The 24,598-nt window shown below is 56.7% G+C and carries 21 protein-coding genes; all 21 read left to right on the top strand.

Going from position 1 to position 24,598, the window contains the following annotated elements; genetic code table 11:
- Window positions 1-93: 93 nt before the first annotated feature.
- The 21 genes from E5161_RS04435 to dapA all read left to right on the top strand — a co-directional run bounded on the left by E5161_RS04435 (window position 94) and on the right by dapA (window position 24,572).
- Entirely contained in the window at window positions 94-666 is a 573-nt protein-coding gene (locus tag E5161_RS04435; RefSeq protein ID WP_136776518.1) for a dihydrofolate reductase family protein, read from the top strand.
- 227 nt (window positions 667-893) lie between these two features.
- The gene (locus tag E5161_RS04430) at window positions 894-5,225 is read left to right on the top strand and encodes a PolC-type DNA polymerase III (protein WP_136776517.1); all 4,332 of its coding nucleotides are present in this window, start codon (window positions 894-896) and stop codon (window positions 5,223-5,225) included.
- 185 nt (window positions 5,226-5,410) lie between these two features.
- Window positions 5,411-5,872, top strand: a complete 462-nt coding sequence (gene rimP, locus E5161_RS04425; protein WP_136776516.1) for a ribosome maturation factor RimP — start codon at window positions 5,411-5,413, stop codon at window positions 5,870-5,872.
- A 27-nt stretch (window positions 5,873-5,899) separates the two neighbouring features.
- The gene (gene nusA / locus E5161_RS04420; protein ID WP_136776515.1) at window positions 5,900-6,997 is read left to right on the top strand and encodes a transcription termination factor NusA; all 1,098 of its coding nucleotides are present in this window, start codon (window positions 5,900-5,902) and stop codon (window positions 6,995-6,997) included.
- 46 nt (window positions 6,998-7,043) lie between these two features.
- Complete coding sequence (gene rnpM / locus E5161_RS04415) at window positions 7,044-7,364, top strand: RNase P modulator RnpM (RefSeq protein ID WP_136776514.1); 321 nt, start codon at window positions 7,044-7,046, stop codon at window positions 7,362-7,364.
- Window positions 7,345-7,680 carry a L7Ae/L30e/S12e/Gadd45 family ribosomal protein gene (locus tag E5161_RS04410; RefSeq protein ID WP_136776513.1) on the top strand — a complete coding sequence of 112 codons (336 nt, stop codon included), beginning with the start codon at window positions 7,345-7,347 and terminating at the stop codon, window positions 7,678-7,680. Before rnpM ends, E5161_RS04410 begins: the two co-directional genes overlap by 20 nt.
- Window positions 7,673-10,579 (top strand): translation initiation factor IF-2, encoded by a 2,907-nt coding sequence (infB, locus tag E5161_RS04405; RefSeq protein WP_136776512.1) that lies wholly within the window; start codon window positions 7,673-7,675, stop codon window positions 10,577-10,579. Before E5161_RS04410 ends, infB begins: the two co-directional genes overlap by 8 nt.
- Before the next feature lie 32 nt (window positions 10,580-10,611).
- Window positions 10,612-10,968 carry a 30S ribosome-binding factor RbfA gene (rbfA, locus tag E5161_RS04400; RefSeq protein WP_136776511.1) on the top strand — a complete coding sequence of 119 codons (357 nt, stop codon included), beginning with the start codon at window positions 10,612-10,614 and terminating at the stop codon, window positions 10,966-10,968.
- A 47-nt stretch (window positions 10,969-11,015) separates the two neighbouring features.
- Window positions 11,016-12,002 (top strand): DHH family phosphoesterase, encoded by a 987-nt coding sequence (locus tag E5161_RS04395; RefSeq protein ID WP_425456456.1) that lies wholly within the window; start codon window positions 11,016-11,018, stop codon window positions 12,000-12,002.
- Window positions 11,999-12,952, top strand: a complete 954-nt coding sequence (truB, locus tag E5161_RS04390) for a tRNA pseudouridine(55) synthase TruB (protein ID WP_136776509.1) — start codon at window positions 11,999-12,001, stop codon at window positions 12,950-12,952. The genes E5161_RS04395 and truB overlap by 4 nt, the downstream gene beginning before the upstream one ends.
- A 54-nt stretch (window positions 12,953-13,006) precedes the next feature.
- Entirely contained in the window at window positions 13,007-13,993 is a 987-nt protein-coding gene (locus E5161_RS04385; protein WP_136776508.1) for a bifunctional riboflavin kinase/FAD synthetase, read from the top strand.
- Window positions 13,994-14,142: 149 nt separating this feature from the next.
- Complete coding sequence (gene rpsO / locus E5161_RS04380) at window positions 14,143-14,412, top strand: 30S ribosomal protein S15 (RefSeq protein WP_136776507.1); 270 nt, start codon at window positions 14,143-14,145, stop codon at window positions 14,410-14,412.
- Between the two features lie 232 nt (window positions 14,413-14,644).
- The gene (gene pnp / locus E5161_RS04375) at window positions 14,645-16,747 is read left to right on the top strand and encodes a polyribonucleotide nucleotidyltransferase (RefSeq protein ID WP_136776506.1); all 2,103 of its coding nucleotides are present in this window, start codon (window positions 14,645-14,647) and stop codon (window positions 16,745-16,747) included.
- A 105-nt stretch (window positions 16,748-16,852) separates the two neighbouring features.
- Window positions 16,853-17,854, top strand: coding sequence for a polysaccharide deacetylase family protein (locus E5161_RS04370; protein ID WP_136776505.1), 1,002 nt, complete (start codon window positions 16,853-16,855; stop codon window positions 17,852-17,854).
- 90 nt (window positions 17,855-17,944) lie between these two features.
- The gene (locus E5161_RS04365) at window positions 17,945-19,225 is read left to right on the top strand and encodes a M16 family metallopeptidase (RefSeq protein WP_136776504.1); all 1,281 of its coding nucleotides are present in this window, start codon (window positions 17,945-17,947) and stop codon (window positions 19,223-19,225) included.
- Entirely contained in the window at window positions 19,188-19,631 is a 444-nt protein-coding gene (gene dut / locus E5161_RS04360; RefSeq protein ID WP_136776503.1) for a dUTP diphosphatase, read from the top strand. Before E5161_RS04365 ends, dut begins: the two co-directional genes overlap by 38 nt.
- Before the next feature lie 233 nt (window positions 19,632-19,864).
- Entirely contained in the window at window positions 19,865-20,764 is a 900-nt protein-coding gene (gene dpsA / locus E5161_RS04355) for a dipicolinate synthase subunit DpsA (protein ID WP_136776502.1), read from the top strand.
- Window positions 20,761-21,357, top strand: a complete 597-nt coding sequence (locus tag E5161_RS04350) for a dipicolinate synthase subunit B (protein ID WP_136776501.1) — start codon at window positions 20,761-20,763, stop codon at window positions 21,355-21,357. The genes dpsA and E5161_RS04350 overlap by 4 nt, the downstream gene beginning before the upstream one ends.
- A gap of 37 nt (window positions 21,358-21,394) precedes the next feature.
- Entirely contained in the window at window positions 21,395-22,435 is a 1,041-nt protein-coding gene (locus tag E5161_RS04345) for an aspartate-semialdehyde dehydrogenase (RefSeq protein ID WP_136776500.1), read from the top strand.
- Between the two features lie 23 nt (window positions 22,436-22,458).
- Entirely contained in the window at window positions 22,459-23,682 is a 1,224-nt protein-coding gene (gene dapG, locus E5161_RS04340; RefSeq protein WP_136776499.1) for an aspartate kinase, read from the top strand.
- Between the two features lie 14 nt (window positions 23,683-23,696).
- Window positions 23,697-24,572 (top strand): 4-hydroxy-tetrahydrodipicolinate synthase, encoded by an 876-nt coding sequence (gene dapA / locus E5161_RS04335; RefSeq protein ID WP_136776498.1) that lies wholly within the window; start codon window positions 23,697-23,699, stop codon window positions 24,570-24,572.
- Window positions 24,573-24,598: the final 26 nt, after the last annotated feature.

The raw sequence follows: 24,598 nt of genomic DNA, 5'->3' as shown, positions 1-24,598 counted from the left end.
ACGACGGTTTTGTCCAATTTTTTTCGAACCGTTGCGGGTATGATCAAGTTATTCCAATTGGAATAAACAATCCATACCAGGGAGCGAAAAATTATGAACAAGATTAAGATGTTGAATCGGATTTCGATTGACGGTTACTTTGCCAGTTTGAACGAGGCGAGTTCCGGCATGGATTGGTTTATTCATGACCCGGAGGTTGACAAAGCGGCTCACGCAATCGGCGGCAAGATGAACACACTTATTTTAGGAGGCACGACTTACCGCTTATTTGAAAGATCATGGGTACCTTTTCTCCGTAATCCCGATGCGCCGGGTCATTTGAAAGAAATAGCCGAAGAGTTGACCGGCATGACCAAAGTTGTTTTTTCCAGAACACTCAAAGAATCGGAATGGGAGAATACCCGAATTTATGGTGAACGTCTTATTGAAGTCGTACGGCAATTAAAACAAGATTCAAACTCTGACATTCTTGTGATGGGCAGCGGCTCCATCGTGCAACAGCTTGCCGAGGAAAGGTTGATTGATGAGTATATCTTTATTGTCAGTCCTGTTGTGGCGGGTAATGGAAAACTTTTGTTTGAACACGTCAAGCCGTTTGACCTCAAACCGGTAGAGGCGAAAACGTTCGAATCCGGAAACGTTATTATACATTACCTGATGAAGTAGCAGAGAGCGACTGCGCTGGGAGCGACGGTACAGTGTGCAACACGACAATTTCCATCTCTTTCTCGCCAACATCCGACAACGTTCCTATTGCTAGCTTCCCGATTCATACGATAAAATAAGAGGCACAAGAGATAAGCTTCCGGTTGGAAGAAGGCACACCGGGCCCGGTAACGGGCGGGAGCCGTCATTCGCGGGGAGCTTTTGTTGTTTTTGGGGGGGTTACGGTCATGCATCAAGCGGCGGATGGGCGCAAAAGGTTCGAATTGCTGCTGCAGCAGGCGGAGCTCCCGGCCGAATGGGTCGCGGAACATTTTTCGGACGGCTACATAAGCAAGGTCGAAGTGAGCAGATCCCGCAAGGAATGGAAGTTTTACTTCATCAAAAGTACGCCGCTCCCGGCGTCCATATATGTCGGTTTCGTCGAACGGATAAGAGGCAAACTTGCGCATTTGGCGGACATATCCGTCCACCTGGCCTACGAGGATACGGTACCGACCTCAGCGCTTTTGCAGGCCTATTGGCCGGTTTTCGTCGAGTGGATGCAGCAGGAATTCGCCTCCGTGAACGGCTGGCTCGCGAAAGCCCGCATCGAGGTGGAGAACGACCTGGTCACGCTCGTGCTGCTGGACGAGATGTCCCACGGTCTGGCCAAGCGCAAATCGATAGACACACATGCCGCGCGGTTTTTCGAGGAACGGTTCGGCCGCACTTGCCGCGTCAAAATGATGGTGGGAGAATCCCGACAGGAAGTGTATGAAGAATTTCAGCAAAAGATCCAGCAGGAAAACGGACAAGCCATTCAGCAGCTGATGGCCGCAAGTGTCGCAGAGGAGACGCCTGCAACGGGGGATGCCCCTGAGGTACTTCAGCATGGCTATGAAATTAAAGATGCGCCGGTTCCGATCGAGCAAATTTTGGAAGAAGAGAAGAAGGTCGTCGTACAGGGGACCGTATTCGGGCTGGACGTCAAGGAACTGCGCAGCGGCAGCACGCTGTATCAATTCTATGTGACGGATTTTACCGATTCGATCACGGTCAAAATTTTCGGGAAAACGAAGGACGACAACAAGACTTTGGCGCTGCTGGCCAACGGCAAATGGCTCAAGCTTAGAGGCCGAGTCGAGTACGACCGCTTTATGAACCCTCCGGAACTGGTCATGATGGCCAGCGACGTGAAGGAAGTGAACGCGCCGCCGGAGCCGAAGGACGATGCTGCGGAGAAACGTGTCGAGTTTCATCTGCACACGACCATGAGCGCGATGGATGCCGTCACGCCGGTCGACGTCTACATCAAAACCGCGGCCAAATGGGGCCACAAGGCGATCGCCATCACGGATCACAGCAACGTGCAGTGTTTTCCGGACGCCGTGAAGGCAGGCAAGAAAAACGACATCAAAGTGCTGTTCGGCGTGGAAGCGAATGTCGTGAACGATGCCGTGCCGATGGTGCTGTATCCGCGGCAGGAGAGCTTGCCGGACGCCACCTATGTGGTGTTTGATATCGAGACGACCGGTTTGTCGGTGACGAATAGCAAGATCATCGAGCTGGCCGGGGTCAAAATGAAAGACGGACAGGAGATCGGACGGTTCGCGACGTTCATTAACCCGCACGAGCCGATTCCTTACAACATCCAGCAGCTCACGAACATCAACGACGATATGGTGAAGGATGCGCCGGAACTGGCGCCCAAGCTGAAGGAGTTCCTCGATTTCATCGGGGATTCGGTGCTCGTCGCGCACAATGCCCGCTTCGATGTCGGCTTCATGCAGGAGGCGTGCAAACAGAACGGGTTCCCGCCGTTGACCAACCCTGTGCTGGACACGCTGGAGCTGGCCCGTTTCCTCCATCCGACCATGAAGAACCACCGGCTGAACATGCTGGCCGATTTGTATAAAGTGTCTCTCGAAAACCATCACCGGGCGATCGATGACACCATCGCGCTGGCAGGCGTACTTTACGGCCTGATCAAGGACGCGCAGTCGCGCGGAGTAACGGAACTCCACCGTCTGAATGAGATGAATACGACGAGCTGGAAGACGACCCGTCCGTTCCACTGCGGCATCTATGCGCTCAACGCAACAGGAAAGAAGAATCTGTTTAAACTCATTTCGCTGTCTCATACCCAGTATTTTCACCGGGTGGCTTGTATTCCCAAAAGCAAGCTGATCGAGCTGAGGGAAGGTCTCCTCGTGATGTCCGGCTGCGAGAAAGGCGAATTTTACGAGACCGTGCTCAACAAATCGCAGGAAGAGGCCGAAGAGATTGCCGCTTTCTATGATGTGCTGGAAATTCAGCCGCTCGATTTCTATATGCATTTGCTGGACAAAGGCTTGGTGGGAAGCCGGGCAGAGCTGGAAGAGTCGCTCCGGAAAATTTGCCGCATTGGCGAGAAACTGGGTAAACCGGTCGTCGCCACAGGCAACGTCCATTACCTCAAGCCGAGAGAGAAGTTGTTCCGGGACATTACGATTCATGGCATTACCGGCTTCAGCCCGCTGAAGGAGCAGCGTAAACCGGATGCTCATTTCCGTACGACCAACGAGATGCTGGAGGCGATGGCTTTTCTGGGCAAGGAGAAGGCGTATGAAGTCGTCGTACGGAACACTTCCGATCTGGCCGACCGCTTCGAGCCGTTCGAAATGTTTCCCAAAAAGGGCGGTCCGACCGATAACGGCTTGTTCTCTCCGATCATCGAGGGAGCGGACGAGGAGATTCGCGAAACGTGTTACGCCACCGCGAAGAAAATGTACGGAGATCCGCTTCCGGAAATCGTCACCGCGCGTCTGGAGAAAGAATTGAAGCCGATTATCCAATACGGCTTCTCGGCGAACTATCTGATTTCCGAACGGCTCGTTAAAAAATCCAATGCGGACGGCTATCTGGTAGGCTCGCGGGGATCCGTCGGATCGTCAGTCGTCGCCATGTTCCTCGGGATTTCCGAGGTGAATCCGCTGCCGGCACACTACCGGTGTCCGAATCCGGATTGCTGCCACAGCGAATGGATTACCGACGGAAGCGTGCCCAGCGGTTTCGACATGCCGGATAAGTCGTGCCCGAAGTGCGGAACGACGATGAAGGGCGACGGGCAGGACATTCCGTTCGAGACGTTCCTTGGCTTCAAGGGCGACAAGGTTCCCGATATCGATCTCAACTTCTCAGGAGAATATCAGCCGCACGCGCACAATTATACGAAAGTATTGTTCGGGGAGAAGAATGTGTTCCGGGCCGGCACGATCGGCACGGTGGCGGAGAAGACGGGATTCGGATACGCGAAGAAATACCAGGAGGATCACGGAAAGTCCTGGCGGGGAGCGGAGCTTAACCGGATTGCCGCAGGGGTGACCGGCGTCAAACGTTCTTCCGGACAGCATCCCGGCGGCATCGTGGTCGTACCCGACTACATCGACGTCGAGGACATTACGCCGGTTCAATATCCGGCGGACGATACGAGCTCGGAGTGGAAGACGACCCATTTTGACTATCACGCCTTCGACGAGAATTTGCTGAAGCTCGATATTCTCGGACACGATGATCCGACGATGATGCGCATGCTGCAGGATTTGACGGGCGTCGATCCGACGACGATTCCGATGAACGACCCGAAAGTCATGAGTCTGTTCAACTCGGTGGACGCCTTGGGCGTTCTGCCTCAGACCATCCGCACGCCGGTGGCCACTTACGGAATACCGGAGATGGGTACCCGATTCGTGCGTCAAATGCTGGAGGAAACGAAGCCGTCTTCTTTTGCCGACTTGCTCCAAATTTCCGGCTTGTCCCACGGTACCGGAGTGTGGCTAGGCAACGCGCAGGAGCTCATCAAGAACGGAACCTGCACGATCAAGACGGTTATCGGCTGCCGTGACGACATCATGCTTTTCCTCATTTATAAAGGCGGCATGGATGCGTCGCTCGCGTTCAAGATCACCGAAAGCGTGCGAAAAGGGAAAGGACTCACGCCGGAGTGGATCGACGAAATGAAACGGTGCGGCGTGCCGCAATGGTACATCGATTCCTGTTTGCGCATCGAGTACATGTTCCCGAAAGCGCACGCCTCGGCTTATGTGATCTCGGCGGTGCGGACAGCCTACTTCAAGCTGTATTATCCGATTGAATTTTACGCGACTTACTTTTCCGTGCGGGCGGCCGATTTTGACGTCGATCTGTTCTGCCAAGGCTATGATGCGATTCTGAAGACACTCATCGATATTGAGCAAAAAGGCTTCCAGGCCACAACGAAAGAGAAGGCCATGATTTCGATTCTTGAAATGGGCCTTGAGATGACGGCAAGGGGCTTCAAAATCAAACCGCTGGACCTTTACCGGTCGGATGCTACCCGCTTTATCGTGGACGGAGATTCGCTCATTCCTCCGTTCTCGGCGGTAGCCGGCATCGGGGAGAACGCGGCGCGCAACATCGCGGCTTCCCGCCAGGAAGGCGATTTCCTCTCCGTCGAGGATTTCCAGCAGCGTTCCAAGGCGAGCAAGACGATCATCGAGCTGCTCAGCGCTATGGGGTGCTTCCGGGGACTACCGGAGAGCAACCAGCTCATGCTGTTCTAAAGCGTCTTGTGGGCTTTTGACTCTATTGCCAGTGTCTCCGGAATATGTTAAACTACTTTTGGTAATCATGTGGATATCACTGTCTGCAGAAGAGTGGGGAAACCCACTCTTTCCGTTTTGCAATGGGCTTCTTACGTGTGCACAGAGGCTGCGGCGATCCATTTGAAGCACGGGAGGTTGGGCAATTGAGCGCAGCGAAAATCAAATCCATTGTGGAAGAATTCGCGACCCCTTATCTGGAAGCCAACGGTTTTCAGTTGGTGGATGTGGAGTACGTCAAAGAAGGCGCCAACCGCTTTTTGCGCGTGTATGTGGACAAGGAAGGCGGCATCGATCTGGATGATTGCGGCCGCATTTCGGAGTTTGTGAGCGCGAAGCTGGATGAACTGGATCCGATCGAAGAGGCGTATTTCCTGGAGGTCAGCTCGCCCGGGGCCGAACGTCCGCTGAAGAAAGCGGAAGACGTGGCCAAAGCCGTCGGCAAGCAGGTATTCGTGACCACCTATGAGCCGATCGACGGCGCCAAGGAATTTGAAGGAAGGCTGGAGGCGTTTGACGGTTCGACGATGACGGTCGTCATCGGACGCCGCAAGCATGCCATCCCTTACGATAAAGTGGCCTCGGCGCGCCTGGCCATCGTATTTTAATCCACCCGAAGGAGGGTTCAACCCGACATGAGCATGGAGTTTATCGAAGCGCTGTCCGAAATCGAGCGAGAGAAGGGCATTAGCAAGGACGTCCTGATCGAAGCTATCGAAGCGGCACTCATCTCCAGCTACAAGCGAAATTTCAATACCGCGCAAAATGTACGTGTAGACATCAACCGGATGACCGGACAAATCAAGGTTTACGCCCGCAAAACGATTGTGGAGGATGTGCTGGATCCGCGGCTCGAGATTTCCACGGAAGCGGCTCGCAGCATCAATCCTCACTATCAATTGGAAGACATCGCGGAAATTGAAGTGACGCCGCGGGATTTCGGACGCATCGCCGCCCAAACGGCGAAGCAGGTCGTGACCCAGCGAATCCGCGAAGCGGAGCGCGGTCTCATCTATGACGCTTTTGTCGACAAAGAGCAAGATATCGTAACCGGCATCGTGCAGCGGATGGATCTGCGGAATCTGTACGTCGACCTCGGCAAAGTGGAAGCGGCTTTGCCGCTCACGGAGCTGATGCCGACCGACAAGTTCAAGCAAGGCGATCGCGTCAAAGCTTATATCACGAAAGTTGAAAATACGAGCAAAGGCCCGCAAATCATTTTGTCCCGCACGCATCCGGGCCTGCTGAAGCGGCTGTTCGAGCTCGAGGTTCCGGAAATATTCGACGGCACCGTCGAGATCCGTTCGGTGGCCCGCGAAGCGGGATTCCGCTCGAAAATTGCGGTTCATTCGCGAAATGAGGAAGTCGATCCGGTCGGATCCTGCGTCGGCCAAAAAGGCGTACGCGTGCAGACGATCGTGACGGAGTTGAAAGGCGAGAAAATCGACATCGTCCGCTGGTCCGATTCGGTAGAAGAGTATGTGGCCAACGCGCTCAGTCCTTCTAAGGTGCTGGAAGTCATCGTGTTCGAAGCCGAGAAAATGGCGCGTGTCATCGTTCCCGACTATCAGCTGTCGCTGGCTATCGGCATTAAAGGCCAGAACGCGAGACTTGCGGCCAAGCTGACCGGCTGGAAGATCGATATCAAGAGCGAGACGCAGGCGGAGCAGGAGTACGGCCGGCCGAAGTCGCCGGGCGGCACGATGCACCAGGACAGTGTAAGCATCGATTAATAGCAGGATGCTGGATGTCCGCGAAGAAGGGAGAGGGGAATCGACTTTGAAACCGCGAAAAATACCGCAGCGCAAATGTGTGGCCTGCCAGGAAATGATGCCCAAAAAGGAATTGATCCGCATCGTCCGTTCGCCGGCGGGGGACATCCTCATCGACCTGACCGGCAAAAAACCGGGGCGCGGCGCATATCTGTGCGGCAAAGTAGGCTGCTTCAAGCTGGCCAAAAAATCGAAGGCGTTCGAACGGGCGCTGAAGGTTCCCGTTTCCGCGGACATCTATGACCGGCTGGAGCAAGATTTTATAAAAGTAGAAGACGAATTTCAAGCGAACAAAGAGTTTCAAGGGGATGACGAAGACGGCGGATAAAGTTTTGTCCAGACTCGGTCTCGCCATGAGGGCCGGCAAGCTGGTGACAGGGGAAGAGACGGTGCTGAAGGCGATCCGGTCCGGAGAAGCAAAGCTTGTCCTGATGGCCGCCGACGCTTCGGATAATTCAAAGAAGAAGCTGGCGGACAAATGCGGCAGCTACGGCGTGCCGCTGCTGGTTGGGTTTACCCGATTCGAGCTGGGATGGGCCGTCGGCAAACCGGAGCGCGTCATGTTCGCGGTGACGGATCAGGGATTCGCCGACTTAATTGCCGGCGGCTGGGGTCAACATTCGGAGGTGGAGAATATTGAGTAAACAAGAAACGAACGACAACAAGGATAAGCTTCGCGTTTATGAATATGCGAAATCGCTTAATATGAGCAGCAAAGAAATCATAACGATTCTCAAAAGACAGAACATGCCCGTCAACAATCATATGAGCGTGATGGAGGAGGGCATGGTCGGCGCGGTGGAGAAGTTCTTCCGCGATGTGAAAGCGAACGCCGCAGCCAAGATGGCGCAATCTTCTGCGAAACCGGCGGCGCAGGACCGGAAGCCGGCGGCAGCGCCTGCTTCTTCAAGTGCGTCTGCACCGGCACAGCCGGCAGCCCGCCCAACGGAACAGCCGGCCGCTCAGACGCAGTCGGCAGCTCCGGCACCGAGCGCGGCTTCCTCAACCGCGAATGCTCCCCGTCCGGCCTCGCAAGGTCAGGGCGGCGGGTATAACCGTGACGGCGGACGCCCGCAAGGCGGCGGTCAGGGCGGCGGGTATAACCGCGACGGCAACCGTCCGCAAGGCGGTCAAGGCGGCGGATACCAAGGCAATCGTCCGCAAGGCGGTCAAGGCGGCGGGTACCAAGGCAGCCGTCCGCAAGGCGGTCAAGGCGGCGGATACCAAGGTAACCGCCCGCAAGGCGGTCCAGGCGGCGGATACCAAGGCAACCGCCCGCAAGGCGGTCAAGGCGGCGGATACCAAGGCAATCGTCCGCAAGGCGGTCAAGGCGGCGGATACCAAGGCAGCCGTCCGCAAGGCGGTCAAGGCGGCGGATACCAAGGCAGCCGTCCGCAAGGCGGTCAAGGCGGCGGATACCAAGGCAACCGTCCGCAAGGCGGTCAAGGCGGCGGATACCAAGGCAACCGCCCACAAGGTCAAGGCGGCGGATTCGGCGGCGGTCGTCCACAAGGTCAAGGCGGCGGCGGTGCCGGACGTGGTCCTGCTCCGGCGGCAGCAGCACCGGCCCGCAGCGGACGTCCGGGCGACAACAACCGTCCGGGAGCACGCACCGGAGATTCGAAAGGCCGTGAAGGCGGCGGCTTTGGCCGTGACGGCAAACGCAGAGAGAGCGACTTCGGCGGCAAACGTTTTGACGAGGGACGCGGCGGGTTCAGAGGCGGCAAAGGCAAAGGCGGGAAAAACGCCCGCGGCCGGAGCAACCAGCCTCCACGCGAGAAAATCGACAACACGCCGAAGAAAGTTATCGTCCGCGGCGAAATGACCGTAGGTGAACTCGCCAAACTGCTGCATAAAGACGCCTCCGAAGTCATCAAAAAACTGCTCATGATGGGCACGATGGTGACCATTAACCAAGAGCTTGATTTGGATACGATCCTTCTCGTCGCCGGTGATTTCGGAGTCGAGACCGAAGTGAAAATCGTCGTCGAAGACACCAATTTCGAGACGACGGAAGAAAACGACGATCCGGACGCTCTGGAAACCCGCGCTCCGGTCGTAACGATCATGGGCCACGTTGACCATGGTAAAACGACACTGCTCGACGCAATCCGCGAGACGAAAGTCGCTGCGGGCGAAGCAGGCGGAATTACCCAGCATATTGGCGCGTACCAGGTGGAGACGAACGGGAAGAAAATCACATTCCTGGATACCCCGGGTCACGAAGCGTTCACCGTTATGCGTTCCCGCGGCGCCCAGGTTACGGATATCACGATCTTGGTCGTGGCCGCGGACGACGGCGTCATGCCGACGACCGTCGAAGCGATTAACCACGCCAAAGCGGCCAATGTGCCGATCATCGTGGCGGTCAACAAAATCGACAAGCCGGAAGCCAATCCGGACCGTGTCAAACAAGAACTGACCGAATACGGCTTAGTACAGGAAGCTTGGGGCGGCGACACCATTTTCGTGGAGATCTCCGCGAAAAACCGTCAAAACCTGGATGAGCTGCTCGATATGATTTTGCTCGTGGCCGAAGTCAACGACTACAAGGCGGTCGTGGACAAACGTGCCCGCGGTACCGTTTTGGAAGCCGAGCTCGACAAGGGTAAAGGTCCGGTTGCGCGTGTACTGGTGCAAAACGGAACGCTGAAAGTGGGCGACGCCTTCGTGGCGGGCGACTGCTTCGGACGGATCCGCGCGATGACGAACGACCGGGGCCGCCGGATCAAGGAAGCGGGCCCGTCCACGCCGGTCGAAATTACCGGTTTGACGGAAGTGCCGCAAGCCGGCGATCCGTTCATGGTGTTCGAGGACGAGCGCAAAGCCCGCGAAATCGCCGACAAGCGCGCCATCAAGACACGTCAGGAAACGATGAAATCGAACTCTAAGGTTACGCTCGACGACCTGTTCAGCAAGATCAAGGAAGGCGAAATCAAGGACCTGAACGTCATCCTTAAGGCCGACGTGCAAGGTTCGTTGGAAGCCCTCAAAGGCTCGCTGGAAAAAATCGAGGTGGAAGGCGTACGCGTCAAGACGATCCACAGCGGCGTAGGCGCCATCACGGAGTCCGACATTCTTCTCGCGTCGGCATCCGCAGCGATCGTGGTCGGCTTTAACGTCGTTGCCGAGCCGCGCGCGAGCCAGGCAGCCGAGCAGGAAAAAGTCGACGTTCGTCTGCATCGTATTATTTACAAGGTAATCGAGGAAATCGAGCAGGCTATGAAGGGCATGCTGGATCCTGTGTTTAAAGAACAAGTAATCGGACACGCGGAAGTGCGCGAAACGTTCAAGGTCAGCAAAATCGGCACGATCGCCGGTTGCATGGTCATTGACGGCAAGATTACGCGGAACGCGGAAGCACGCCTGATTCGCAACGGATCCATCGTGTTCGAAGGCAAAATCGATTCGCTCAAGCGGTTCAAGGATGACGCCCGTGAAGTGTCGGAAGGCTACGAGTGCGGTATTACGCTCGAGAAGTACAACGACCTGCAGCAAGGTGACATCATCGAAGCGTTCGTCATGGAATCCGTACAGCGCTGAGACCGCCAGAGCACCAAACGAGGTGAAACGGCATGGCCAAATTCCGTACGGGACGAGTCGGGGAACAGATCAAAAAAGAAATCAGCGGAATCATTCAAACCGAATTGAAGGATCCGCGGATCGGATTTACCACCGTCACCGGAGTGGAAGTGACCAACGATTTATCGCTCGCCCGTGTTTACCTGAGCATTTTGGGAAGCGAAGAACAGAAAGAAGCGACGTTGCATGCGATCGGCCGGGCCAAAGGCTTTTTACGCTCCGAGCTCGGACGGCGCGTGCGGCTGCGCCACACACCGGAAATCGAATTCCGGTTCGACAGCTCAATCGAATACGGCAGCCACATTGAAGCGTTGCTGCAGCAAATCAACCGGGAGTCGCGCGAATTTTGACGCGCCCCGGTTTCTTCCCGTTTGGGGAAGATTGACAAGCCGGAGGGATACGGATGTGGGCAGCACAATTGGAACAAGCGGCCGCTTTCTTGCGGAAACATGATGATTTTCTCGTCGTGTCGCACGTGCAGCCGGACGGAGACGCGATCAGCTCGACGGTGGCGGTCGGGTGGATCCTGGACAAGCTCGGGAAAAAATATACGATGATGAACGAGGGTCCAGTGCCTTCGCGCCTTCATTTTTTACGGGGCAGCGCGGACATTCACGGCTGCGGCGAAGGGGCGCCGGACCGCAAGTTTCGGTATATCGTCGCCGTTGACTGCGCGGATTTTGCGCGTGTGGGGCCGACCCAAATGTGGTTCGAGGATGAATTCCGGCTGCTCAACATCGATCACCATGCCACGAACGACGCTTATGGGGCTGTGAATTTGCTCAAATTCGACTCGGCTGCCACGGCGGAAATTTTATTCGATCTGGCTGTTCACATGGAGATGCCGATCGATGCGGAAGCCGCAGCGGCTTTTTACACCGGACTCATTACGGATACCGGCGGGTTTCGCTATTCGAATACGAGCCCGCATGTGATGGAAATCGCTTCGCGGCTGCTGGCGGCGGGTGCTCAGGGTCCGGTTTTGGCGGAGCAGCTGTTGGAGCGGATGTCCATGGGACAGATGCGGATGATTCAGCGCGGCTTATCCCGCCTGACCTTCAGCGACGATCAGCGGATCGGCTGGCTATGGGTGACGACCGAAGATTTGGCCGAGACCGGCGCGTCCAATGAAGATTTGGAAGGTCTGGTCAACTACCCCAGAAACATCGAAGGGGTGGAGGTCGGCATTTTGTTTAAAGAAAATGGAACGAAGTCGGTCAAAGTAAGCCTGCGTTCGGCCGGTTTGGTCGACGTGGCGGCCGTGGCCCAGCATTTCGGCGGGGGCGGGCATGTCCGTGCCGCCGGCTGCCGGCTCACAATTCCGCTTCAGGAAGCGGTCGAGCAGGTGGTTGGGCACGTGCGCGCCGCACTGGAGGGACGATGAACGTCAAAACTTCCGCAGCTCTTGAAGGTGTTCTGGCAATTTGGAAGCCGGCCGGCTGGACGTCTCACGACGTGGTGGCCAAAGCTCGGCGGCTGCTTCGAGAGCGCCGGATCGGACATACCGGAACGCTGGATCCGGCGGTAACCGGCGTGCTTCCGCTTTGTATCGGACGAGCCACGCGGTTCGTGGAGTATTTGCAGGAGCTGCCCAAAACGTACGAAGCCACGCTGCGTTTCGGGATCGCGACCGATACCGAGGACTTGGAAGGCACGGTAATCGAAGAGGCGGACGCCTCGTTTCTCACGGAAGAACGGATGAGAGACGCCGTTCTGTCCTTTGTCGGAGAGATCGATCAGGTGCCTCCGATGGTGTCCGCGGTGAAGGTGAACGGCAAAAGACTGTACGAGCTGGCTCGCGAAGGCGTGACGGTAGAGCGGAAAGCGCGCAGGGTAACGATACATGAGATCGAAATCCTGGAGGTTCGGACGGGTACGGCACATCCGGAGATCCGTTTTCGCGTCCGCTGCTCCAAGGGCACATATATTCGCACCTTATGCGTAGATATCGGCCGGCGGCTCGGTGTACCTGCCGTCATGGCTTCCTTGATCCGCACGGAAAGCGCGGGTCTCGGGCGGGAAGCATGCGTCACCTTGGAGCAAATCCCGGAGCTCATCGCCGCGGGAAGCTTGCAGGAGAAGCTGCGTCAAGGAGACCGGCTGCTCGATCACTTGCCGTTCACGCAAGCCGGAATGCCGGAGGCGCACAACGCGCTGCAAGGGAAACCGGTGACCGCCTTGGCGTTAAACCCGGTGCCGGACCGATCCGGGTTATGGCGGTTGTATCGAACGGACGGCACTTTTCTCGGCCTATTCGAGTACGATCCGGCCGGCGGGTCCCTGCGTGCGGTCAAGGTTTTCCCGCCTTCAGGCGATCCGGAATCGAAAGAGTGAGCGGAACCATAAAGGCAGTAAAATGGCTGCGGTCCGCTCAAGGAGGGGCATCACGTGGAACGATACGAACTAACGGTGGATACGATCGGAAACGAAGCCGCACTTCCCGAGGGAGCACGCAAACCGCAAGGGTTATCCCTGGCGATCGGGTTTTTCGACGGCGTCCACCTGGGTCATGCGGACGTTGTGCGCCGTGCGGTTGCGGCCGCTCGCGAACGCGGACAGACGCCGGCGGTCATGACCTTCGACCCTCATCCCCGGGCCGTTCTGGGGCAGGGAGATCAATATCAAACGGTGCTGACACCGCTGGACGACAAGCTTGCGCTGATGGCCTCCTTAGGTGTGGAAGCTGCTTATGTGATCAAGTTCGACCGGGACTTCGCGGCCGTGACGGCAGAGCGATTCGTACAGGAATTGCTGCTGCCGCTTGGCGTGCGTTCGGCGGTCGTCGGCTTCGATTTCGCTTTCGGCCACCGTGGTCAAGGCAATGCGGAAGCGCTGCGCTTGTTCAGCCAAGGTTCGATCGACGTCAGTGTGGCGGAACCCGTGTACGATGGCGGCGAGAAGGTCAGCACCACGCGCATCCGCGAAGCGCTTGCCGACGGCGACTGCGATACGGCGGCCCGGCTGCTGGACCGTCCTTATGACCTGCAGGGGAAAGTCGTGCATGGGGATGCGAGGGGCAGACAGATCGGTTACCCGACCGCAAACCTTTTTCCTGAGCAGCCTTATGTAATTCCCAAGCCCGGCGTATATGCAGTGACTGTGAGTCTTTTACAGGACGATGGACAGCCGGAGCCGAAGAAAGAAGCGGTCGTGAACATCGGCTTCCGTCCCACTTTCGAAGTCCCACGCGGAGAGCTTAGGCTGGAAGCGCACCTGTTCGATTTTGAAGGGGACTTATACGGCCGCAGTTTGAGACTTACGTTTCATTCCTATATACGGGAAGAGCAGAAGTTCGCCTCTTTGGAACAGTTAATAAGCCAGATCGGCCGTGACGCGGATCAGGCACGTACGCTGCTCTCCCGGCTGCGAGACTGACTTTTTGCATCTCGGCATTGTACCGGGGCTATCCGATATGCTATACTAAGGAACGTTGCGCACACGCGCACATAGAACCTTGGCTTGGCCGCGCGATTTCACCGTCGGCGGCGAGGCTAACGGCGATTTCATAGAAGGAGGTGATTAGGATGGCATTGACTCAAGAGCGTAAACAAGAGTTGATTGAAGCGCACAAGACACACGCATCGGACACGGGTTCCCCGGAAGTCCAAATTGCTATCCTGACCGAGAACATCAACAACTTGACGGCTCACCTGCGGGATCACAAGAAAGACCACCACTCCCGCCGCGGTCTGCTCAAGATGGTCGGTCAACGGCGCAAGCTGTTGGCATACTTGAAGAACAAAGATGTGAAACGGTACGGCGCCCTGATTGAAAAACTGGGCCTGCGCCGCTAATTCGACGCCTTAGAAAGCAACCTGCCCGAGTCGATTCGGACTTTCGATCCGACCGGTACCGGGTTGCTTTTTTCCCATGTCGACGCCGTTCGGTTTACGCGGGCACGCTGCGCCTAAGCCGGCTGATGGCAGGAAATAATGGGTAAGGTGACGAAATTACATAAGTTCAGTTGCGGCGGCTTATCGTAACGACGATTGAGGAATCCAGCCGCGCTAGGAGGAGGGAAAAGTTATGGAACATCGCGTAGAAATGCAACTCGGCGGCCGTCCGTTCGCCCTGGAGACGGGGCGTCTGGCGAAACAAGCGAATGGAGCGGTGGTGGTCCGTTACGGCGAAACCGTCGTATTGTCCACGGTTACCGCTTCTTCGGAGCCGAAAGATCTCGATTTCTTCCCGCTGACCGTAAACTACGAAGAACGGTTATACGCCGTCGGCAAAATCCCGGGAGGCTTCATTAAACGGGAAGGCCGTCCAAGCGAGAAAGCGATTTTGGCCAGCCGTCTCACGGACCGGCCGATTCGTCCGTTGTTTCCGGATGGCTTCCGGAACGATGTGCAGATCGTCAATCTGGTGATGAGTGTGGATCAGGACTGCTCGCCGGAAATTGCCGCGATGATCGGGACATCCGCTGCGCTGTCGATCTCCAATGTGCCTTTTAACGGACCGATCGGCGGCGTGATCGTCGGTCGTGTGGACGGACGCTTCATCATCAACCCGACCGTGGAACAGGAAGAGAAGAGCGACTTGTACGTGGTAGTCGCCGGAACACGCGACGCCATCATGATGGTCGAAGCGGAAGCCGAAGAAGTGCCGGAAGCCGACATGCTCGAAGCGATCATGTTCGGTCATGAGGAGATCAAGAAGATCGTGGATACGATCGATCAATTGGTCGCCAAAGCCGGCGTTCAGAAAATGGAAGTGAAGCTGCATACGGTCGACGCAGGAGTGGAAGCGGATGTACAAGCCTTCGCGCAATCCCGTCTGGTCGAAGCCGTCCGCATTGGGGAGAAACATGCCCGCCAAGAAGCGATCGACGCTATTAACGCCGAGACGGTGGAACACTTTAGCTCGGTGTACGCCGAATCGCCGGAAAAGCTCGCCGACGTGAAAGAAGTGCTGTACGATATCGTCAAAAATGAAGTGCGCCGCCTCATTACGCATGACAAGGTCCGTCCGGATGGGCGCAAGCTTGAAGAAATCCGTCCGATTACGAGCGACGTCGGCATTTTGCCCCGTACGCACGGATCCGGCCTGTTCACGCGCGGACAAACCCAGGCGCTCAGCATATGTACGCTCGGCGCGCTCGGTGACGTACAAATTTTGGACGGCATCGGCTTGGAAGAGACCAAGCGGTTCATGCATCACTATAACTTCCCGCCGTTCTCGGTCGGAGAAGCCCGTCCGCTGCGTCCTCCGGGCCGCCGCGAAATCGGACACGGCGCGTTGGGTGAGCGGGCGCTGCTGAAAGTGATTCCGTCGGAAGCCGAATTCCCGTATACGATTCGTCTCGTATCCGAGGTGCTGGAATCCAACGGTTCCACCTCTCAGGCGAGCATCTGCGCCAGCACGCTGGCCATGATGGACGCGGGCGTACCGATCAAAGCTCCGGTTGCCGGGGTGGCGATGGGGCTCATCAAAGACGGCGAACATTTTTCGATCCTCACGGATATCCAAGGCATGGAAGACCACCTTGGCGATATGGACTTCAAGGTGGCAGGAACTTCGGCAGGCGTGACCGCGATTCAGATGGATATCAAGATCGACGGAATCGACCGCGCCATCCTTACGCAAGCGCTAGATCAGGCCAAAGAAGGCCGGATGTTCATCCTCGGCAAAATGCTCGAGACGATGAAGGAACCGCGCAAGTCTTTGAGCCCGTACGCTCCAAAAATCATTTCGATGAAAATCCACCCGGACAAAATCCGCGACGTCATCGGATCGGGCGGCAAAATCATCAACAAAATTATCGAGGAAACCGGCGTCAAAATCGACATCGAACAAGACGGTTCGGTCTACATCTCCTCGACGGACGAGGCGGCCAACCGCAAAGCCCAGCAAATCATCGAAGGCATCGTGAAGGAAGTCCAAGTCGGAGAAGTGTACACCGGCACGGTCAAACGAATCGAGAAATTCGGCGCCTTCGTCGAGATTTTGCCGAACAAGGACGGTCTAGTTCACATTTCGCAGCTGGCGAATGAGCGGGTGGCGAAGGTGGAGGACGTCGTCAATATCGGCGATACGATCCAAGTGAAAGTTACCGAGATCGACAACATGGGCAGAATCAACTTGTCCCGCAAAGTGCTTCTGACACCGGAGCAGCCTTCTTCCGTTTAAGGAAGCGAATTTCATCGAGAAGCTAAAAGAGACTGAGCAGGTCTCTTTTTGTTTTGTCCGGCATAGGATGAAGGCAGATATCGGACAAGGCGGGTGAGCCTGTTCATGAGCAAATCTTCTTCGTTCCGACTGGCGTCTTTGCTGGTCTGTTTGTGTGCTATTTGGTTTGCGGGAACGTACGGTCCGCTGGCTCCCTTCGTACAAGCTGTCAAACATCCCGAGCCGCAGTCTGCCGCTTTCCGGACGGAAGGGCAGCCGCTGCCTTCTTTGCGGGAATGGATACGGTCGGAAGCAGCAAAACGAAACATTCCGCCGTCCGATGCCATCATCGACCGAGTCTGGAAAGCCATTCCGGGGTACAATGGACGTGTGATCGATGTGGAAGCCACCTATGCGAAAGCGAAAGCGATAGGTCTCATGCCGGATTCCGCCGATTTTCCATGGGTGTACAAAGAAGTGCCGCCGGCCGTCGGGCTTGAGAACCTGCCGCTCCATCCGATCTATCGGGGCAATCCGGCCAAACCGATGGTAGCTTTCATGATCAATGTGGCGTGGGGCGACGAATATTTGCCGTCGATTTTGGATGCGCTGGCTTCAGAAAATGTGAAAGCGACGTTTTTTTTGGACGGCTCCTGGCTCTCGAAACACGAAGACACGGCCAAAGAGATTTTGGCCCGCGGACACGAATTATCGAATCACGCTTACTCCCACCCGAACATGAGCGCGTTGAGCAACGCCCGCCAGCGGCAGGAGATCGCCAAGACCGAAGCGCTGCTGAAGAAGCTGGGCGTGCGGAACGTTTGGTTCGCTCCTCCTTCGGGGGACTATGACGCAAGAACGGTGAAGGCAGCTTCCGAGTTCGGACTCCGCACCGTGCTTTGGACGCTCGATACGCTGGATTGGCAAAATCCGCCGGCTTCGGCGGTCGTGTCCAAAATCGCCCAGCGCGCAGGGCGCGGTTATTTGATCCTGATGCATCCCACCGCCACTTCCCAACATGCGCTGAAAGGGATGATCCGTTCCGTGAAGGCGAAGGGGTACCGGATCGGCACCGTGAGCGAGACTTTATCGCCGGACCGTGTGGAATCCGCGCCGCCGGGCGTGTAAGAGCAGCGAAGGTAAAGCCGCGCTGGGGTTTGTTGTGGCGAATGTCGGAATTTGTTATAGTGGAATCATTCATCGCTAGGGGGAAAACGGGTGAACAAATATCAACTGCGGAACGGGCTCCGCGTTATGATCGAGCAGATCCCCACCAGCCGGTCGGTGTCGTTCGGCATCTGGGTCAAAACCGGTTCCCGCAACGAAAATCCGGAAGTGAACGGCATCTCTCATTTTATCGAGCACATGCTGTTCAAAGGAACGAACCGGCACTCCGCCAAGGAAATCGCCGACCGTTTCGACGGAATCGGCGGCAACGTGAACGCCTTCACCTCCAAAGAATATACGTGCTACTACGCCAAAGTGCTGGACCAGCACCTGCCGATCGCGGTGGATGTGCTGGCCGACATGTTTTTCGAGTCGCAGCTGGCGGATACCGAACTTGCCAAAGAGAAAAACGTCATTTTGGAAGAGATCTCGATGTACGAGGACACTCCGGATGACACGGTGCACGATCTCGCCTCGCGGGCCGCGTACGGCGATCATCCGCTGGCCTGGTCCATTCTCGGCACCGCCGAGCGTTTGGGGGCAATGGGGCCGGAACATTTGCGCCGTTATATGAAGGAACACTATCGCATCGATAACACCGTCATCAGCATGGCGGGCAACGTCGGGGAAGAAGTGCTGGAGCTGATCGAGCGGCATTTCGGCCGGTTCGACGTCAGAGGTGCCGACCCGGCGCTGGAGCATCCGCTTTTTCGTTCGGACAGCTTGTTCCACCGCAAAAAAACGGAACAGAATCACCTGTGCCTTACGTTCCCGGGCGTATCGATTTCCAATGAGAACTTGTACGCCATGATTTTGCTGAACAACACGATCGGAGGGGGCATGAGCTCCCGTCTGTTCCAGGAAATCCGGGAAAAACGCGGTCTCGCGTATTCGGTTTATTCCTATCACACGTCGTATGCGGACAGCGGACTGTTTACAGTGTACGCTGGCACCGCTCCGAAACAGACGAAAGACGTGTACGATTTGACGATGGAACTGCTGCAAGAGCTGGCGGACAAAGGTTTGAGCGAAGCGGAATTGTCCCGCGGCAAGGAGCAGCTGAAAGGGAACCTCATCCTCAGTCTCGAAAGCACCAGCAGCCGAATGAATCGTTTGGGGAAAAACGAGCTGATGCTGGGCCGGCATTACACGCTCGACGAAATGCTTGAACGAATCGATCGGGTGTCGTTGGACGATGTGGGCGCCATGATGGCCCATATCATGAAAGAGCCTTGCGCCATTGCGCTTGTAGGAGCGAACGAGAAAGTGCTGTCGGGAATCGGGAGGGAGTTCGTTGTTTCCAATCCAGTTGAAACGGCTTCCGGGGAATGAGGATCTCCCGCTGCCGCGCCGAATGTCGGAGTGGGCCGCGGGCTTCGATCTTCACGCCGCTGTGCCGGAACCGCTCGAATTGACGCCGGGGGAACGGGCTTTGATTCCGACCGGCTTCGCCATGGCGATGCCGCGGGAATTGGAAGCCCAAGTGCGGCCGCGCAGCGGGCTTGCGTTGAAACACGGAATTACCTGCTTGAATACACCCGGCACGATCGATGCTGATTACCGGGGCGAAGTGAAGGTGCTGCTCATCAATTTGGGCAAGGAACCATTCACGATCGAACGCGGGGAGCGTATCGCGCAGCTCGTCTTCCAGCGGGTGCCTGAAGTCTCGCTCAGCGAAGTAAGCGAATTGCCGGATACCGTTCGCGGGATCGGCGGATTCGGGCATACGGGCAAATAACGGGAAGCCGTTTCGGACGAAAGTCCGGACGGCTTTTTTGGTGCCCGGGCCGCCGCTCACATCGCCAATAAGACTGTTTCACAACCTTACATACCGCTAACCGCAACTAACTGTCCCCGCGATGCCGGAAACACCAGATAGGCACCCGCCGGAAGCGCTTGAGGAATGGCACCCGCGGCTGGGCGCAAGCATACGATGTGTAGGTAAGATGCCGAAGGGAGGTAGTACCTCTTATGCTCACGGGAGTGCAGGTCGTTGTGGCCGGCGGGGACGCAAGGCAGCTGGAAGTGATCCGCGTGCTGACCGAATTGGACGCTTCGGTGACCATTGCCGGGTTCGAGCGTCTGGATACGCTGTTCACCGGGGTGTCCAAGGCCGAATGGTCGCCGGACATCTTAACCGAATCCGACGCGCTATTGCTCCCGGCTGTTGGAACCGAAGACGATGGAAGCATTTCCGCCATTTTCACCGACCGGGAAATGAAGCTGACGGATGCGCACATCGCCGCGCTGCCGGAGCATTGCAAAGTCTACACCGGCATGGCGAAGCCTTATTTGCAGAAGCTTTGCGAAAAGCACCGTGTGCAGCTGGTCGAACTCTTCGAGAGAGACGACGTGGCCATCTATAACTCGATTCCGACCGCGGAAGGCGCCGTCATGATGGCCATTCAAAATACTGACATCACCATTCACGGCTCCGTGTGCATGGTCCTGGGACTCGGAAGAACGGGGCTCACCCTGGCCAGAACGCTTCAAGGATTGGGTGCAAAAGTCAAGGCGGGCGTGCGTCGGGAAGACAGTTTTGCGAGGGCTTTCGAAATGGGGTATGAACCCTTCTACATGCCTGATTTGGCGCGCCAAGCGGGGAATATCGACTTGCTTTTTAATACGATTCCGACTATGATAGTCACAGCACAAGTGATCGCTCAGCTCCCCCAGCGCGCCTGCATTATCGACCTGGCTTCGAAGCCCGGAGGCACCGATTTCCGCTTCGCCGAGAAGCGGGGAATCAAGGCGCTGCTTGCGCCCGGTTTGCCCGGCATTGTGGCTCCGAAAACTGCGGGTCGCATCATTGCCAACAGTCTGATCCAGATCATTCTGGAGGACAAAGGGCTTCGGGGGAATGAGCTATGAATTGGCAAGGAATTACGGTCGGTTACGCGCTTTCCGGTTCCCATTGCACGCTGCCGGAAGTGATGCCGTATATTCAGCGTTTTGTGGATGCCGGCGCGAACGTTATTCCGATCGTCTCGTCGACGATTATGACGACGGATACCCGATTCGGAACGTCCGAACATTGGCAGTCAGAGCTTAAGCGCATTACCGGGAACGCACTCATTTCGTCCATCGTGGATGCAGAGCCTCTTGGTCCGAGCAAACGGATCGATGTTCTCGCGATCGCGCCTTGTACGGGGAATACGACGAGCAAGCTGGCTAACGCCATGACCGACGGTCCGGTTCTGATGGCAGCCAAGGCCCAGATGCGCAATTGCCGGCCGGTCGTGCTCGCCATTTCGACGAACGACGGGTTGGGCCTCAATGCCGCGAATATCGCGAAGCTGCTCGTCACGAAAAACATCTATTTTGTACCCTTCGGCCAAGACAATCCGCAGGGCAAGCCGAATTCGCTTGTGGCCCGGATGGATCTCGTCATGGAAACATGCGAAGCGGCGCTTCAGGGGAAACAATTACAGCCTTTACTCATTGAGCGGTTTCAATACGCTTAACGTTATTTTTGCCGCATCTGAGGGGAGAAACAGCCATATGTCGACTCAAGCCTTGTTTAACGTCGCGGTCGTAGGAGCGACCGGCGCCGTTGGGGAACAGATTCTGAAATTGCTCGCAGAACGCAATTTTCCGATCAAATCCTTGAAACTGCTGTCTTCTGCGCGTTCGGCGGGCAGTAAAATTTCGTTCAGAGGTCAGGAGTTGACGGTAGAAGAAGCGACTCCGGAAAGCTTCGAAGGAGTGGATATCGCGTTGTTCAGCGCCGGCGGGGACGTCAGCAAGGCGCTGATTCCGCTTGCCGTTCGCCACGGTGCGGTATGTATCGATAACACGAACGCTTACCGGATGGACCCGGAAACGCCGCTTGTCGTACCGGAAGTCAACATCGACAAGATTAGCGAACACAAAGGCATCATCGCCAATCCGAACTGCTCCACCATTCAGATGGTTGCCGCGCTTAAGCCTCTTTACGATCGTTTCGGCATTTCCCGCATCATCGTGTCCACCTATCAGGCGGTATCCGGCGCGGGAGCGAAAGCGATCAACGAAATGCTCCGGCAATCCAAGGAAGTGCTGGCGGGCAACCCGGCGAATCCGGACATTTTGCCGGTCGGTTCTTTGCCTGTAAAACACCAAATTGCGTTTAACGCGATTCCGCAGATCGATAAATTCCAAGACAACGGCTTTACGTTGGAAGAGATGAAGATGATCCGCGAAACGAAAAAAATTATGGGCGACGATTCGATTGAAGTTACGGCCACCTGCGTAAGGATCCCGGTCGTATACGGCCACTCGGAATCGGTTTATGTGGAACTGAAAAGCGATTTCGACATCGGCGAAGTGAAATCGCTGCTGGCCGACGCACCGGGTATCGCTCTCGTCGACGATCCGGACACCCAATCGTATCCGCTGGCGACCGACGCCGCTGGGAAAAATGAAGTGTTCGTGGGCCGAGTCCGCCGCGACTTGTCGAATCCGCGCGCGCTCAACCTGTGGATCGTATCAGACAACCTGCTCAAGGGAGCGGCTTGGAACGCGGTTCAAATCGCCGAGTACATCGCCATTCCGCAAGCGTAATCTCGCGGAGGGGGAAACCGCAGATGATCATCACAGTTCAGAAATTTGGCGGGACGTCGGTGTCCGACGAACATAGTCGGCGCCACGTCCTGCGTCATATTGTCCGGGAACAGCAGTCCGGACACAGCCTCGTCGTAGTCGTGTCCGCCATGGGGCGCCGCGGCGAGCCGTATGCCACCGATACGCTGCTTGACTTGATCAAGGATAACGGCAGCTCCTTGCCGGCGCGCGAGAAGGACTTGCTTCTGTCCTGCGGAGAGTTGATTTCCGCTTCAGTGTTGACTAGCCTGCTGAATGCGGAAGGGATTCCGGCAGTCGCGCTTACAGGAGGGCAGGCCGGGATTATTACCGATGCCGGTTTCGGTGCCGCACGCATTCTGGATGTGCAGCCGAAGGCGATATTAAAGCATTTGTCGGAGGGCAAAGTCGTCGTCGTGACCGGCTTCCAAGGAAGAACGGAGGACGGCGAGATTACGACGCTCGGCCGCGGAGGCAGCGATACCTCGGCCACCGCATTAGGCGCCGCATTGAATGCTTCCGTGGTGGATATCTTCACCGATGTCGACGGCATATTGACGGCGGATCCGCGTATTGTGAGCGACGCAAGACCGTTGTCCGTCGTGAGTTACGAAGAAATTTGCAACATGGCCTATAACGGCGCGAAGGTCATTCACCCGCGCGCCGTGGAAATCGCCATGAAAGCGGGTGTGCCCGTAAGGGTTCGCTCCACGTTCTCCGACGGAGAAGGCACGCTGGTGACGCGATCGGAAGCCGTCCGCGGGCGCCCGGGCTGGACGGACCGCACCGTCACCGGCCTTGCGCATGTTCAAGGCGTGACGCAGCTCAGCGTGGTGACCGAGGGCGGTCCGCACGATCTTCAGCTTCGCGTCTTCAGGGCGATGGCCGCCAACGGAATCAGCGTCGATCTGATCAACGTCATGCCGAACGCGGTACACTACACGGTGAAAGAAAACGATGCTTCCAAAGCGATCGCGCTGCTTCGCGACCTCGGATTCGAGCCCCGCGTACGGGAGAGCTGCGCGAAGGTGTCGGTCATCGGCGGCGGTATGAACGGTGAGCCGGGTGTTATGGCGAAGATTGTGGAAGCCTTGACCAACCGCCAAATCCGGATTTTGCAGTCCGCGGATTCGAATACGACGATCTGGGTGCTCGTTTCCGGGGAAGATATGGCAGGTGCGCTTCAAGCGCTGCACTCCGAATTTGGCCTTCATTTAGCCGCTGTTTGAGGAGGAAGAGATCGATGAATTTCGGACAACTCATTACGGCGATGGTTACTCCGTTCGATGAAAACCTCTCGATCGACTGGGATGCCACCGGCCGTTTAATCGATTACCTGATTGAAGAACAGCAATCCGACGCGCTCGTCGTGTCCGGAACGACCGGCGAATCGCCGACGCTTACGGACGACGAGAAGATCGCGCTATTCCGGTTTGCCGTGAAGCATGCGGCAGGCCGCTGTAAGATTATTGCGGGTACTGGCAGCAACGATACCGCCCACTCGGTCCATTTGACGAAAGCGGCCGAGGAAGCCGGCGTCGACGGTGTGCTGCTCGTCGTGCCGTATTACAACAAACCGAGTCAAGAGGGGTTGTACCGGCATTTCCAAACTGTTGCCGAATCGACCAGCCTGCCCGTAATACTCTACAACGTGCCTTCACGTACCGTGACCGGGTTGTCTGCCGCTACCACACTCCGTCTGGCCCAGATTCCGAACGTGGTGGCCACGAAGGAATGCGCCTCGCTGGAACAAATGACGGAAATCATCAAAGATGCTCCGGACGGGTTCGTACTGTACTCCGGCGACGACGCGCTGACGCTTCCGTGTTTGGCGGTCGGAGGGCAGGGCATCGTCAGCGTGGCCAGTCACGTGATCGGCGGTCGTATGAAGCGGATGATCGAATCGTTCAAAGCCGGCCGGGTATCGGAAGCCGCGCAGCTTAACGCGGAGTGCTTCCCGGTGTTCAAGGGCCTGTTTAATTGTCCGCACCCGGTGCCGAATCCGGTTCCGGTCAAATATGCTTTGTCGCTGCGCGGGTTATCCGTCGGCGGTGTGCGGCTTCCCCTTGTGGAAGCCGACGAGCAGGAAGCGGCCTTTATCCGCAAGCTTCTTGGCTGAAGCGACATGTCCACTCCGTCAAACCG

The organism is Cohnella pontilimi, from assembly GCF_005049045.1.
GTDB lineage: Bacteria > Bacillota > Bacilli > Paenibacillales > Paenibacillaceae > Cohnella > Cohnella pontilimi.
This window is presented reverse-complemented; position numbering and strand designations above follow the sequence as displayed.

Bases quoted from the DNA above. Each gene is read 5' to 3' on its own strand.
- nusA (WP_136776515.1), top strand. From the start codon at position 5,900: ATGAGCATGGAGTTTATCGAAGCGCTGTCCGAAATCGAGCGAGAGAAG.
- E5161_RS04410 (WP_136776513.1), top strand. From the start codon at position 7,345: ATGACGAAGACGGCGGATAAAGTTTTGTCCAGACTCGGTCTCGCCATG.
- E5161_RS04345 (WP_136776500.1), top strand. From the start codon at position 21,395: ATGTCGACTCAAGCCTTGTTTAACGTCGCGGTCGTAGGAGCGACCGGC.
- dapA (WP_136776498.1), top strand. From the start codon at position 23,697: ATGAATTTCGGACAACTCATTACGGCGATGGTTACTCCGTTCGATGAA.
- dpsA (WP_136776502.1), top strand. From the start codon at position 19,865: ATGCTCACGGGAGTGCAGGTCGTTGTGGCCGGCGGGGACGCAAGGCAG.
- dapG (WP_136776499.1), top strand. From the start codon at position 22,459: ATGATCATCACAGTTCAGAAATTTGGCGGGACGTCGGTGTCCGACGAA.
- E5161_RS04370 (WP_136776505.1), top strand. From the start codon at position 16,853: ATGAGCAAATCTTCTTCGTTCCGACTGGCGTCTTTGCTGGTCTGTTTG.
- truB (WP_136776509.1), top strand. From the start codon at position 11,999: ATGAACGTCAAAACTTCCGCAGCTCTTGAAGGTGTTCTGGCAATTTGG.
- rbfA (WP_136776511.1), top strand. From the start codon at position 10,612: ATGGCCAAATTCCGTACGGGACGAGTCGGGGAACAGATCAAAAAAGAA.
- E5161_RS04435 (WP_136776518.1), top strand. From the start codon at position 94: ATGAACAAGATTAAGATGTTGAATCGGATTTCGATTGACGGTTACTTT.
- pnp (WP_136776506.1), top strand. From the start codon at position 14,645: ATGGAACATCGCGTAGAAATGCAACTCGGCGGCCGTCCGTTCGCCCTG.
- E5161_RS04350 (WP_136776501.1), top strand. From the start codon at position 20,761: ATGAATTGGCAAGGAATTACGGTCGGTTACGCGCTTTCCGGTTCCCAT.
- E5161_RS04430 (WP_136776517.1), top strand. From the start codon at position 894: ATGCATCAAGCGGCGGATGGGCGCAAAAGGTTCGAATTGCTGCTGCAG.
- rpsO (WP_136776507.1), top strand. From the start codon at position 14,143: ATGGCATTGACTCAAGAGCGTAAACAAGAGTTGATTGAAGCGCACAAG.